At 52.3% G+C, this 12,366-nt stretch carries 11 protein-coding genes and 1 other RNA gene; 3 read left to right on the plus strand and 9 right to left on the minus strand.

Annotated elements, in window-relative coordinates; translation table 11 throughout:
- The 9 genes from KO508_RS14500 to ffs all read right to left on the minus strand — a co-directional run.
- Positions 1 to 1,727 (minus strand): vWA domain-containing protein (locus KO508_RS14500; protein ID WP_216009026.1); only part of this gene is annotated, 1,727 nt, incomplete at its 3' end.
- Positions 1,728 to 1,759: 32 nt separating this feature from the next.
- The gene (locus KO508_RS14505; protein ID WP_216009027.1) at positions 1,760 to 2,104 is read right to left on the minus strand and encodes a hypothetical protein; all 345 of its coding nucleotides are present in this window, start codon (positions 2,102 to 2,104) and stop codon (positions 1,760 to 1,762) included.
- A complete protein-coding gene (locus tag KO508_RS14510) occupies positions 2,104 to 2,550 on the minus strand; it encodes a YcgN family cysteine cluster protein (protein ID WP_216009028.1) in 447 nt (148 codons plus the stop codon). The genes KO508_RS14505 and KO508_RS14510 overlap by 1 nt, the downstream gene beginning before the upstream one ends.
- Positions 2,547 to 2,840 (minus strand): YcgL domain-containing protein, encoded by a 294-nt coding sequence (locus KO508_RS14515; protein ID WP_216009029.1) that lies wholly within the window; start codon positions 2,838 to 2,840, stop codon positions 2,547 to 2,549. The genes KO508_RS14510 and KO508_RS14515 overlap by 4 nt, the downstream gene beginning before the upstream one ends.
- Entirely contained in the window at positions 2,837 to 3,985 is a 1,149-nt protein-coding gene (locus tag KO508_RS14520) for a ribonuclease D (protein WP_216009030.1), read from the minus strand. Before KO508_RS14520 ends, KO508_RS14515 begins: the two co-directional genes overlap by 4 nt.
- Positions 3,986 to 4,028: 43 nt before the next feature.
- Positions 4,029 to 4,631, minus strand: coding sequence for a recombination mediator RecR (gene recR / locus KO508_RS14525; protein WP_200360741.1), 603 nt, complete (start codon positions 4,629 to 4,631; stop codon positions 4,029 to 4,031).
- Between the two features lie 35 nt (positions 4,632 to 4,666).
- On the minus strand, positions 4,667 to 4,990 hold the full coding sequence (locus KO508_RS14530; RefSeq protein ID WP_216009031.1) for a YbaB/EbfC family nucleoid-associated protein: 324 nt from the start codon (positions 4,988 to 4,990) through the stop codon (positions 4,667 to 4,669).
- A gap of 3 nt (positions 4,991 to 4,993) precedes the next feature.
- Positions 4,994 to 6,949 (minus strand): DNA polymerase III subunit gamma/tau, encoded by a 1,956-nt coding sequence (gene dnaX, locus KO508_RS14535; RefSeq protein ID WP_216009032.1) that lies wholly within the window; start codon positions 6,947 to 6,949, stop codon positions 4,994 to 4,996.
- A 121-nt stretch (positions 6,950 to 7,070) separates the two neighbouring features.
- Positions 7,071 to 7,167, minus strand: an RNA gene (ffs, locus tag KO508_RS14540) — signal recognition particle sRNA small type.
- Positions 7,168 to 7,250: 83 nt separating this feature from the next.
- Here ffs and KO508_RS14545 point away from each other — a divergent pair.
- From KO508_RS14545 to prsR, 3 genes are all read left to right on the plus strand, one after another.
- Complete coding sequence (locus tag KO508_RS14545) at positions 7,251 to 8,249, plus strand: D-hexose-6-phosphate mutarotase (RefSeq protein ID WP_252738146.1); 999 nt, start codon at positions 7,251 to 7,253, stop codon at positions 8,247 to 8,249.
- A 482-nt stretch (positions 8,250 to 8,731) separates the two neighbouring features.
- Positions 8,732 to 10,864, plus strand: a complete 2,133-nt coding sequence (prsK, locus tag KO508_RS14550) for an XrtA/PEP-CTERM system histidine kinase PrsK (RefSeq protein ID WP_216009033.1) — start codon at positions 8,732 to 8,734, stop codon at positions 10,862 to 10,864.
- A 103-nt stretch (positions 10,865 to 10,967) separates the two neighbouring features.
- Positions 10,968 to 12,341 (plus strand): PEP-CTERM-box response regulator transcription factor, encoded by a 1,374-nt coding sequence (gene prsR, locus KO508_RS14555; RefSeq protein WP_216009034.1) that lies wholly within the window; start codon positions 10,968 to 10,970, stop codon positions 12,339 to 12,341.
- The last annotated feature ends 25 nt before the right edge of the window (positions 12,342 to 12,366 follow it).

The following is a 12,366-nucleotide window of genomic DNA, read 5'->3' on the forward strand; positions in this document are numbered from 1 at the left end:
TCTGGCTCTGGCTCTGGCTCTAATTCTGGTTCGGGTTCAGGCATGACAACAGGCGCTTCTGCTTCAATATCTGCCATTGCCTGTTGCAACTCATCCAGACTTTCCGAGTCTTCCTGCGTTGTTTCTTCTACAGTGGCAGCATTACGACGCTTGCGTAAAAGCAAGAATACAATCAATGCAAAAAGCACTAACGCCCCTGCTCCCGCGCCGATCATCCATAAGGGTATGGGCAGGGTTCCAGACTCTTCTGGAGTCTCTTCAGGCTCTGGCGTAACCGAGGCCGCTGGCGCTTCAGGTTCGGGCTCAATCGCGGGCTCTGGCTCTTCTATTGGCTTCTGCTCTGGTGCCGACTCCGGCTCAACGGCTGGCTCCTGCTCCAGCTCCGACTCAGAACCTGACGGTGCCTGCTCAGCCGTTTCAGCCATACTTACATCTATAGGCGACTCAAGGCTCGGTTCAACCATGCCCTCAGGCACTAGAAATTCAGTTGTGGCGGTAAATTTGCGTGAAAACGTTTTACCATCGGCAACAACATCTATGCGGTACAGCCCTGCAACCGGCAATTTGCTGATGGAATCCGAGTACTCACCATCCGCAGGTGGCTGATCCCCAGATAAAGTCTTGCTGCCGCTACGACCGTCTTCAGAGGTCAGGCTTAGAGTTACACTCATTACGTTGAGAAATTCGGAATTGGTTACTTTTTCTTCTTTTTCGAAGAAAGCCACGCGAACATCCACGGGAGATTCTGCGGTAAACGTTGCAGGTATCGGAGCAGCCACCATTCTCAAATCACTAACGACCGTAACGCGACTACCTTCACCGAGTTGACCTTTAGCCCGCCACTCCCCGGCCAGAGGCTGTTTGATGGTTATAAGGTCATAGGCTGCTTCTCTTGCCCAGCGAACGTTGTCCGGCTGGTCTGATTGCTGAAGGGTTTCTCCATCAGGTCGAACCAGCTCAAGTTCTTCAGCTCCAGCGGCCGAGCCACGGAATATCAGTGCGGTAAATTCGTTGACCCCGGCATCCACAGCGAAGGCATTACCTTCAATAGGAATCTGCTCCTGCGGGGCAGCAGTATTCAGAGCATCGAGAAAAGCAAGATTAAGAGACTCTGCCGTGTCTGCAACCCGGAAGCTACCCTGTGATTTTGTAGCAAGAGTCTTCAGGAACCCGGCATCTGCCTGCTCCGATAAGGCAACCGGATGGAAAGTGGCACCTTTTGCAACCAGCGCATCAAGAACACCACCAAGAATTCGCTTTTCTTCCGCCTGATTAACATCGGCGCTGTTTGATATATCAACCTTGCCATCCGTCAGCAAAATGAAGTGGGTGTTCTCAAGGGTGCCACCGGTTACAAAATCATCACTGGCAACTTCAATGGCTTTACCAAGATTTGTGCGAAGGGCTACGGAGTTTATTTTTGGTGACCGTTCAATCGCGGTTTCGCGCCACGCGTCCGTCACTTCACCATGGGGCACCAGCATGTTCACATACTGCCCGAAGGTCCAAACGCCCGCGGTACTGCCTTCTGGGATCACCCTTGCCAGCAGCCTTACAGCAGGTTGCCGTAGGTTATTCGGGTCGGTTTCTTTCATTGACCCTGAAATGTCCACAATGATGCGTACATCCGGGCTTTCCGGCAGCGTTAGCGGTGCGGCGTCCTGAGCCCAAAGCGTTGCGGGCAGCAGTAAAGCAATGAAGAAAACCAGCGTAAAGGATCTTGGCATTGTTGTTCTCAAACGAAATGAATTGGGTTGTCTCAGCGCCGGGACAAACGGTAACGGACCATGTCAAGAATCCAGACCAAGAGCATAACAAGCCCCCCGATACTGAGATTCAGCCATGCTCTGCCAGCGTTATCTGCGTCACCCAGAATCTGCTCATAACCTCCGAAAAGCCAAGCGGGTATCCACCAGCCTGCCAGTTCAGGGGACTCTACGGGCGTCAGCAATAGGGCCACGAGCGCGGCGAGCAGAAGGGTACGCAGGCCGTACAACGGCAAAAACCTGAACAGCTTTTTCATCATGTAAAAAAACACAACGAAAGCGATAGCATAAGCGGCCCAGAAGATGCCGTAAGCAATTTGTGCATCAATATCGATCATTACAGAACCCAGTGAATGATGTGTTCTTCCCAGTTTTCTTCCGCCACTTTGTCCTCACGGATAACTTTGTGACGTATGGATACACCGGCCTCGTGAACCGTGTTCGGGTTCCCGCTACGTAATGGGTGCCAATCAGCAAGAGGCCGACCCTCCGCCAAGGTGCGGTATGCGCAGGTGTGAGGTAGCCAATGGTAATCGTTCACCGTACCTGGTGTCAGCACTGTACAGCCCGGTACTTTCTCAAGCCGATCTGAGTACACCGTACACTGGCAGGTACTTTCATCCATAAAACGGCAAACCAACTCAGTATGGTAAACCTCGCCTGTGTCTTCATCTTCGAGCTTGTTGAGGCAGCATTTTCCGCAACCGTCACACAATGACTCCCATTCCTGTTGCGTCATCTCGCTCAGGCGCTTGCGCTGCCAGAACGGGATTTGCGCAATCATGAGTTTCTCAGCCCCGGCTTGGTACGAAAATCGACAACATAAGAGTCTTGCTCTTCCGGCATCTGCAAAAAGAAATATTTTTCAGCTAGGGCGCTAAGTACCTGCTCACCGGTTGTTCTGGCAAGCTTGCGCTCCGGCGTCATAACCAAATCCATAGAATGAATCGGGTTACCAAAAATCCCTCTAAGGCTTTCAGGCAACTCCTCCCAATTCTGTCCACGACGAACAAAGATATAGGTATCGCTCTTTTTGCTGCTTCGGAAAACAGACACAAATTCCCGATCTTTCATGATTGCAGATAATCCTCGATATCGTTCATTACCGGCGCGAGAATTCTCGTGCGCCAGCCATGGAAAAATGGGCTGTCAGCCAAGCTTTTGTCTTGCACCACTTTCTCCAAACGCTTTCTTGGGGCAAGCAATTCTATTGGAATATCAGCAGCTTCTGCCGCACTTCTAAAAAACCGTTTCAAGTTTTTAAAGTACACCTGCTGGTCCCGACTCAGTGGTGGCGCAATGCGTTCTAGCCCAGAAGTATCAGCTTTACGCCCTTGCGCAACAAGCTTCAGCAAGGCGTCGCCATAACGCCGAACTACGCCCCCCGGAACACCCTGGATATTAGACAAGTCGTTGAGGGACTGCGGTAGCCGGTCTGCAATGGCAATAAGCAGAGGATCTGCCAACACCCTACCCCGCGGGCGGTCACGCTCTCTACTTTCGAGCTCGCGCCAGACCACCAAATTTTTGAGCACAAGCTGCTGCTGTAAGGTCAAAGCCCAGCCGCCACGCAAGCGAAGGTAATGATGGTGCGGGTCGTCCTGCCCTGCAAGCTCATCGGCAAAACGGGTGGACTCTTCTACAAGCGCCGCTTCTAGCCCTCGCTCTTTCAGATGTGCCGTAACCCACTGATACATGGGTTCAAGAAACCGTATGTCTTCTATCGCATAACGTTGCTGGGCCTCGCTCAAAGGGCGGGATATCCAGTCCGAACGGGTAACAGTTTTGTCCAATGCCTCACCAAACAGCGCCTCCACAAGCCGCGCATAACCTACGGAAAAGCCGGCTCCCGCTAAAGCAGCTCCAATTTGTAAATCTATAACACCTTTCGGCTTTATACCGAGCCAATCACGAAACAGCTCAAGATCTTCACTCATGGCGTACAGCAGCTTCGTTACCGCCGGATCGGCAAGAACCTCCCGGAAGCGGGATGACTGCTCCACTACGTCGGGATCCACAAGGCAAAAACTGTTTCCGAGGCCAAGCTGAACCAGCCCTGCTATAGGATAAAAGGTATTTACCCGCTCAAATTCTGTATCAAGAACAAGGGGAACACCCGGAGCGCTGTCCAGCCATTGGTTTAGCTCCTCCGGCTGGGTAATCCACTCAATGGTTTCAGGGGCCGACGGCACATTAATAGCGGTAAGAGGAAGTGTCATAGAAAAAGCCAGTTAAAAGCGCCGCCTAGGCGCCGATGCGGAATCAATCAAGCAGGGGTTTTCTGCCGCGGAACGCATGGGTGAGAGTAAAGCCGTCAACATAGCCAAGCTCGCCGCCCACCGGAATACCGTGGGCAAGCCGCGTGATGAGAATATCGGAACCGTCGAGCCGGTCAGAAATATAATGAGCTGTTGCTTCCCCTTCCACCGTAGGATTGGTCGCAAGAATAAGCTCGGTAACACCTTCTGAGCGCACACGGCGCAAGAGCCGTTCGATACCGATTTCATCGGGGCCAACACCATCAATAGGTGACAGGTGCCCCATCAAAACAAAATAGCTGCCTTTGTAATCGCCCGCCTGTTCAATGGCCAACAAATCCGACGGGCTCTCCACCACGCAAAGCGTGCCATTGCTTCGAACAGGGTTCTCACAAATTCCGCACACTTCGGTATCGGAAAAGTTCTGGCAGCTCTCACAACGACGAACCCCCTCCATGGCGTTACTCAACGCATCCGAAAGCCGGGTGCCACCAGAGCGAGCCCGCTCAAGCAGGTGAAAGGCCATGCGCTGGGCAGTCTTCTGGCCCACACCGGGCAAACACCGGAGGGATTCAACGAGTTCATCAACCAGAGGGCTGAATGCCATGGAACATCCTTAAACAGCAGGTTAAGAAAAAGACTTTAAAACGGCATCTTAAATCCGGGCGGCATACCCATACCGGACATCATGCCCGACATTGCATCTTTCTGGTTGGCCTCTACCCTGCGCACGGCATCATTAACAGCCGCAGCCAGCAAGTCTTCCAAAACATCTTTTTCTTCTGTCATCAAAGATGGATCGATCTCTACCCTGCGAACATCATGCCGCCCATTCATGGTAACTTTTACCATACCAGCGCCGGATTCACCGACAATTTCCGCTTTTGCTGCCTCTTCTTGAGCTTTTTGCATTTCTTCTTGCATCTTTTGGGCCTTTTTCATCAGCCCGCCCATATCGTTCAGCATCTGTTATCTCCTACTTCTCTGTGTTGGACGATCGCTTATCGGCTTAATACTGTCTTCGACTACCCGCGCCTCAAACCGTTCCACAATAGATTGTACAAATGGATCATTGCGAATAGAGTCCTCCGCCGCACTCTGGCGTATTTTGCGCTGGCGCTCTTCATACGCGGCTGGCGTGTTGGGGCCGGGGTCGCCCTGCTCTATCTTTAACTGAATGGCGTCGCCAAAGTGGTTTCTCAAGGCAGCCACGATTTTTTCTTCGTGCCTGTCGTTCAACAAACGAGCATGGCCTTCGTCGATTAACAGCGTGATGGTGTCTTCGGCGCGAGACATAGCACCATGGCTGGCCAGGTTGCCCGGCATGCCGATAATGCCAAGACTGCGAAAATCACGTTCCCAGACAAACTCTCCGTCTACAACTGGAGCCGGGGCATCCTCAATCTGGGCTGCTGGAGCTTCTGGTGACGCTGGCTCAGCAGCCGTCTCTAACTGTGGCGGTTCTTCTATCGTCTGTGCCACCTCGTGAGCTGAGCTGACTGCGGTATTCGCGGCAGGCTCGGGCTCGGGCTCGGGCTCGGACTCGGACTCGGACTCGGACTCGGAATAATCTGGCTGCGACCCCGCTTGGGCATCAATGCTGGCTAGCCAGGCATCATCTGCTGGCGCATCTGCGTATCCCTGCGGCTCAGATTGCACAGGTACCGGCTCGCTCTGAGTTAATTCTGGCTCTGGCTTTAGCTCTGGATTTGTTTCAGACGGTAAGGCGCTAACAGCCTGAGATGGCTCTGTTACAGTCGGCGCAGGCTCAGGTTCGTCGCGGGATTCGCCCTCAGCTCCAGAACCCTCAGTACTCACAGCCGGTGGTGCGCGGCGATCAGAGCCGGGGCGAAAAGCCAGCATTCGGAGCAGTGTCATTTCGAAACCCATGCGGGCATCGGGTGTAATCGCCAAATCTTTGCGGCCTATAAGTGCTGCCTGATAGAACAACTGAGCGTCTTCCGCACTGAGCGTACGGGCCAGCGATTGAACTTGCGCGGCATCTCCGAGTGCATTGTCTGCACTACCCGGAACCACCTGTTCCATGGTGACCCTATGGAACAGCGACAAAAGATCCGCGAGTATAATGCTGTAATCCGGCGCAAAATCCGAGATACGGCTGATTTCCGCCAGCAAGGCCGGACCATCCCGCTCTACCAGTGCATTTACAATCCGCTCAATATCTCGCTGGTCAATCGTACCCAGCATGCTGCTGACATCGCTGGCAGACAGTTTCTGGTTCCCGAACGCTATAGCCTGATCTGTGAGGCTCAGAGCGTCCCGCATACTGCCGTCGGCAGCGCGAGCCAGCAGCCAAAGCGCTGGCTCTTCAAAGGGAATACTTTCAGCAGTAAGAACGTTTGTGAGGTGCCCTGCAATATGCTCAGGCGTCATACGTTTGAGATTAAATTGCAAACAGCGTGATAGAACCGTTACGGGCAACTTCTGGGGGTCTGTAGTGGCCAGCAAAAACTTCACGTGCTCTGGCGGTTCCTCAAGGGTCTTGAGAAATGCGTTGAACGATTGATTGGTGAGCATGTGCACCTCGTCGATGAGGTACACCTTATAGCGGCCACGGCTGGGCGCGTACTGAACGTTATCCGTCAACTCCCGCATGTCGTCCACGCCAGTGCGGGATGCCGCATCAATTTCAATCAGATCGACAAACCTGCCTTCCTGAATTTCCACACAACTGGCGCAGGTACCGCAAGGCCGTGGCGTAATACCGGTTTCACAATTAAGACAGCGGGCCAGCAAACGCCCAATGGTGGTTTTACCCACGCCCCGGGTGCCGGTGAACAGATAAGCGTGATGCAGGCGCTGGTTTTCCAATGCGTGAATTAACGCCTGAAGAACGTGTTCCTGCCCCACCATATCTTCAAAGGTGCGAGGGCGCCATTTACGGGCAAGTACCTGATAGCTCATGATCCGCCAAATGCTGAGAAAAACGCATGCAACTTTAGCATGGAGAGGGAGTTATAAGAAGTTATAAGGCGTGAGGAGCAGAGCTTAAGAGAGGGAAAATCGAGAAGAAATCTGGGGGTGGCCCCACCAGCAACACTCCGGCACACAATTCCACCGCTGCGGCTGCTCCCTTCCGGGCCTGACCGGGTTCACGGTTTCATGTTGCGGAGGCACCAATGGAGCCACCATAACGGCGTTTCAGGACAAACTCCCTGAAAGCGGCGCGAATATTAACAAAAGGGTTTGCGGACTACAACGGCAAATGCAGACAGTCGCCCACAACACCGTTTTGATTTACTCTTTGGGTAAGCTGATGCACCTAAGTCTGGAAACACGTTCTATGTCTGAAAGCAGCAACAAGCCACTCTCACCACTATCTCCGGGGCAATGGTCTTTTACTCGCTGGAAAACCATCGGGCAGCTCGAAGCGTTGGAGGTTCACCACCCACTGTTCGAAGCCACCTTATTTTTGCAAGGCGCGCACCTCACTCATTTTGTTCCCAAGAATGAGTCAAATTGGCTATGGCTAAGCCCAAACGCTCGCTTCGAACCCGGCCGTGCCATACGCGGCGGCATTCCAATATGCTGGCCTTGGTTTGGCGATCCTGCACGGAACGCACCAGAAGTTCGCAAACGAGTAAAGACTAAAAACGCCCATGGATTTGCACGAACAGCACTTTGGAAGCTGGAGAACGTAAACGAAAGCGCCCATGAGGTTGAAATAGCGCTGTCTCTGGAAGCCAACAGGGATTTTATGAACGTTTGGAGTGGTCAGGCACTGGCCCTACTCACATTCAGCTTTTCTGTGCGTGGCTGCCAGCTTACCCTCACCTCCACAAACCTCGGTAGCGAACCCCTCTCCTTTAGTCAAGCGCTACATACCTACCTGCCAACCACTGACATTACCCGCTCAAGGGTTTTAGGTTTAGGCCACAGCAATTACATCGACACCCTAAAAAACTGGGAATACTGCGCTCAAGACGGCCCGGTGTATTTTGATGGCGAAACCGATAGCATCTACGAAAGCGGCGAACCGATGATTGTAGTAACACCCGAATCCTCCCGCAAAATCACCTCTGTGGGGAGCGACTCCACCGTCGTGTGGAACCCCGGCCCCGACAAAGCAAAAACCTTAAGCGACTTCCCCGATACTGCCTGGCAGACAATGCTATGTGTCGAAACTGCCAATGCCGCCAGCGATTACCGTGTGCTTAATAAGGGGCAAAGCTACACACTCGGCGTGCTTATCGGGCGCGGCTGAGACTGGCTACACACAAAGGCGAAACGTCCTCGCTGTATAATAATACTAAAAAGGGAGAGCGCATGAGCCTGGTATCGTATCTGAAGTCGCGGCTAATTCCGGATGAGCTGGACAACGATATCGACCGAATTCACAAGCCGATAGGCACACTAGAGTTCAATCCCTGAGGCTATAATAAAGCGCTGGCCTAAGCGCAGACCTGATTGATTCGGTAGAACTCGACAATCTGGCGAGCATCTATTTATGGCGCTACCCGGAGCTGAACATCAGCATTTTGCGCCTTTGCAACATTGTAGGCCCGAGTGTTCGCAGCACCATGGGCAAGTTGCTCTCCAGCCCTCTCGCACCGGTCATGACTGGATTCTCACCGATGATGCAGTTCATCCACATCGACGACATGGCAGAGCTTTAGCTGCATGCGGTAGTTGCACAGAACCGCTGGCCACCTCAAACTACACCTATCCATGGAATAGGCAGGTTGCATGCTTCCAGATCTAAGCGTGATAAGCCACGGCGCGGCGGCAGTGGTGTTCGCAATACTCGCAGTGCTTGTAGGTACTCGCTACCTAAGGCGTGATATCGACCGAGCCCTGTTTCTAGCGGCCGTTGTGAGTATGCTGTGGGCATCTACTCTGGTCACTCAGAGCATTTGGGGGCAACCCGGATTTTTTATTCGCTACTTGCTTGAGATTCTTCGCGACACATCTTGGATTCTCCTGCTTTTCGCTATGCTGCGAGACACCTTCCGGCAAGGACTCCTGAGCGGCAAAATCAAAAAGTTTCTTGGCATAGCAACAGCCGTTCTGATTGTCACCTTACTTGCGTTAGGCAGTCTTGAGTTTATTTTTGGCTTCGCTCTGGTAGACGGCAAAACCAAACTCATAGGCCAGATTGCATTATCACTTCTCGGTGTCTCTCTAGCAGAGCAAATTTGGCGTAACGCGCCGACCTTTGGCCGATCCAGTATGAAGTACCTGTGTATTGGCACCGCTACGATTTTTATTTTTGATTTTTTCATGTACGCCGACGCACTGCTGTTCGGCTCTATCGCAGATTCGTTCTGGAATGCGCGAGGATTTGTTAATGCGGCACTGATGCCTCTATTCGCAGTAAACGTTGTTAACACCCGCAAACAGCCCATCGATTTTCAGCTATCCCGCTCGGCAGTGTTCCACGTTAGCACGCTGATACTGGCAGGCGTATACCTGCTACTGCTTTCTGTGAGCGGCTATTACGTTCGCATCCTCGGCGGCAGCTGGGGCGAAGCTCTACAAGTACTATTATCGACCGTTGCTCTGGTATTTCTAACAACACTGATATTCTCTCAGCGCATCCGCGCCAAGCTAATGGTTCTGATCAGCCAAAACTTCTTCGATTATAAATACGATTATAGGGAGGAGTGGCTAAAACTAACGAAAGAGCTGGCCGACCTAACTGACCAACCCCCTCTCCCACAGCGTGCAATCCGCATTCTCGCGGATCTTGTAGAAAGCAATGCAGGCGCAATCTTTCTCAAAAGCGAGCTAGGGCCCTACACGCTAAAAGAGTCCACTAATTTCGCTACCCCGCGATACACCAGTATCGACGAGGATGCAGAGCTGGTTCGCTTTTTTGTCGAGAAAGAATGGATTGTAAACCTCGATGACTACAAAGAAGACCCGGTAAGCTACGATCTACTCGAAATACCGGACGCCATCGCCAAAGCTCCGGATGCCTGGCTGATCATTCCGCTGTACTTAAGTAACGAACTCTATGGTATTGCGGTCATCGGCCATCCCTATGCCAGAGTGGATCTAAACTGGGAAAACTTCGACCTGATCAAAGTCGTAGCGCGGCAAACATGCAACTTACTCGCACAAGCTGATGCCCAAAATAGGTTATCTCGAGCCATGCAATTCGAAGCTGTCAGCAAAGCCTCCGCTTTTATGGTGCATGATCTAAAAACGGTGATCGCACAATTGTCACTACTGGTGAACAACGCCGAGAAGCACAAGGGCAATCCAGCCTTTATTGATGACATGATCAGCACCACAGACCACGCAGTGCGCAAGATGACCAACCTTGTAGACCATATTCGCAAGCCAGCACAAGACAGCACGGATAATACCCAAAAATTGGACCTGACCAACCTCGTAAGCGGGCTCATTGAGCACTACAGCAAACGAAACCCACCACCGAAGCTCGAAGGCGCCCAGCCACGCATAATGGTAAAGGCCGACCCAGTGCAACTAAAAAGTGTTCTGGGCCACTTAATACAAAACGCCCAAGACGCCACACCACCCGATGGTGAGGTCAGCCTTTCTCTAAAAATTGCCACAGGCAATGTTGTCCTGTTTATTCAAGACTCCGGTTGTGGCATGAGTGAAGATTTTATTAGCAATCGACTGTTCAAGCCCTTCGAAAGCACCAAAGGACTCACTGGCATGGGGATTGGCGCCTATCAGGCTCGGGAGTATTTACAGAAGCTGGGTGGGACCATAGATGCAACGAGCGAACCTGACGTGGGTTCCTGTTTTTCTGTACGGATACCACTAGCGGAGACATCGGCTCACGGTAACCAGACCAATAAACACTTAATCATCGATTTGCCAAACCCACCGGAATCTGTCAATTAACCGACATTTTGAGCCCCTGAACAAATCGATCATTGCAAAGTGTCAATGTTCAGTTAAGAATTAAAGATACTTGGAACACCGAAACAAAGGACTTGTTGCTGCTGTGACTAGACGACTTTTAATAGTAGAAGACGATCCCGGCCTGCAAAGCCAGATGCGCTGGTGTTTCAGCGACGATCTGGACGTTACGGTTGCGTCAGATAGAGACGCCGCCCTCACTGCGCTGCGGCGGGAAGAGCCTCATGTGGTGACGCTGGACCTAGGCCTGCCCCCCGACCCCGGTGGAGCGACCGAAGGTTTTGCGCTATTGGAAGAGATTCTTCGGCTTGCACCATCAACCAAGGTGATTGTCGTAACTGGCCGAGAAGATAAAGAAAACGCCGTGATAGCGGTAGGCATGGGCGCTTCCGACTTTTATCAAAAACCACTGGACGCGGACATCCTCAAGTTTGTTGTCAACAGAGCCTTTCGTCTGGCTGAGCTTGAACAGGAAAACCAAAAGCTTTCTCAGCAAAGCAACGGCACCAACATCAAAGGCATAATCGCTGCCAGCCCGCAAATGATGAGCGTTTGTCGCACGTTGGAGAAAGTTGCACCTACTGACGTAACCACACTTATCACTGGCGAAACCGGCACAGGCAAAGAACTTCTCGCCCGCGCCTTACACGATCTTAGCCCCAGAGCCGGGAACGCTTTCGCTGCCATCAACTGCGCAGCAATTCCTGAAAACCTTTTAGAGAGCGAGCTATTTGGCTTCGAAAAAGGCGCATTCACCGGCGCCACACAAGCTAAAAAGGGTAAAATTGAAAGCGCCAACAGCGGCACTCTGTTCCTTGATGAAATTGGCGATATGCCAATGGCGTTGCAATCAAAACTGCTGCGTTTTCTGCAAGAGCGGGTTGTCGACAGAGTTGGAGCGGTAAAACCCATCCCCGTGGATGTGCGAGTAGTGTGCGCAACACACCAAAAACTTGCCCAACTGATTGAGAACGGCGACTTCAGAGAAGACCTGTATTACAGAATCAGCGAAATTACTCTCGACGTACCCGCCTTAAGAGAGCGCGACGGAGATGCACTGGTTATTGCTCAATCGCTACTGAAATCCCTCGGCAAGCAGATGGACCGGCAAAACCTCACATTCTCGGAAGATGCCGTTAACGCCATCAGCAGCTATTCCTGGCCCGGTAACGTGCGAGAAATGATCAACAAAGTGAAACGCGCCACCATCATGGCGGATGGCAAGCGGATAACGAGTGAGGACTTAGAGCTGCCGGAGTGCGACCAGCCCGGTGCAAGCCACCTCAACCTCCGTCAGGTTCGGGAGCAAGCCGAAAGTAGAGCCATTATTCAGGCCCTTCAAACAAGTGGCTTCAACATGACACAGGCCTCCCGGCTTCTGGGCGTTACACGCCCGACTCTCTACAACCTAACCGACAAATATAACATCGACACATCGGCGGAAACTCCAGAAGTCTAAGTTAACTTCTCAGCACACGATGGCC

This window comes from Marinobacter salexigens (genome assembly GCF_018860765.1).
Lineage (GTDB): Bacteria > Pseudomonadota > Gammaproteobacteria > Pseudomonadales > Oleiphilaceae > Marinobacter > Marinobacter salexigens_A.

Bases quoted from the DNA above. Each gene is read 5' to 3' on its own strand.
- KO508_RS14520 (WP_216009030.1), bottom strand. From the start codon at position 3,985: ATGACACTTCCTCTTACCGCTATTAATGTGCCGTCGGCCCCTGAAACC.
- dnaX (WP_216009032.1), bottom strand. From the start codon at position 6,949: ATGAGCTATCAGGTACTTGCCCGTAAATGGCGCCCTCGCACCTTTGAA.
- KO508_RS14530 (WP_216009031.1), bottom strand. From the start codon at position 4,990: ATGCTGAACGATATGGGCGGGCTGATGAAAAAGGCCCAAAAGATGCAA.
- KO508_RS14515 (WP_216009029.1), bottom strand. From the start codon at position 2,840: ATGAAAGATCGGGAATTTGTGTCTGTTTTCCGAAGCAGCAAAAAGAGC.
- recR (WP_200360741.1), bottom strand. From the start codon at position 4,631: ATGGCATTCAGCCCTCTGGTTGATGAACTCGTTGAATCCCTCCGGTGT.
- KO508_RS14505 (WP_216009027.1), bottom strand. From the start codon at position 2,104: ATGATCGATATTGATGCACAAATTGCTTACGGCATCTTCTGGGCCGCT.
- prsK (WP_216009033.1), top strand. From the start codon at position 8,732: ATGCTTCCAGATCTAAGCGTGATAAGCCACGGCGCGGCGGCAGTGGTG.
- KO508_RS14510 (WP_216009028.1), bottom strand. From the start codon at position 2,550: ATGATTGCGCAAATCCCGTTCTGGCAGCGCAAGCGCCTGAGCGAGATG.
- KO508_RS14545 (WP_252738146.1), top strand. From the start codon at position 7,251: ATGCAGACAGTCGCCCACAACACCGTTTTGATTTACTCTTTGGGTAAG.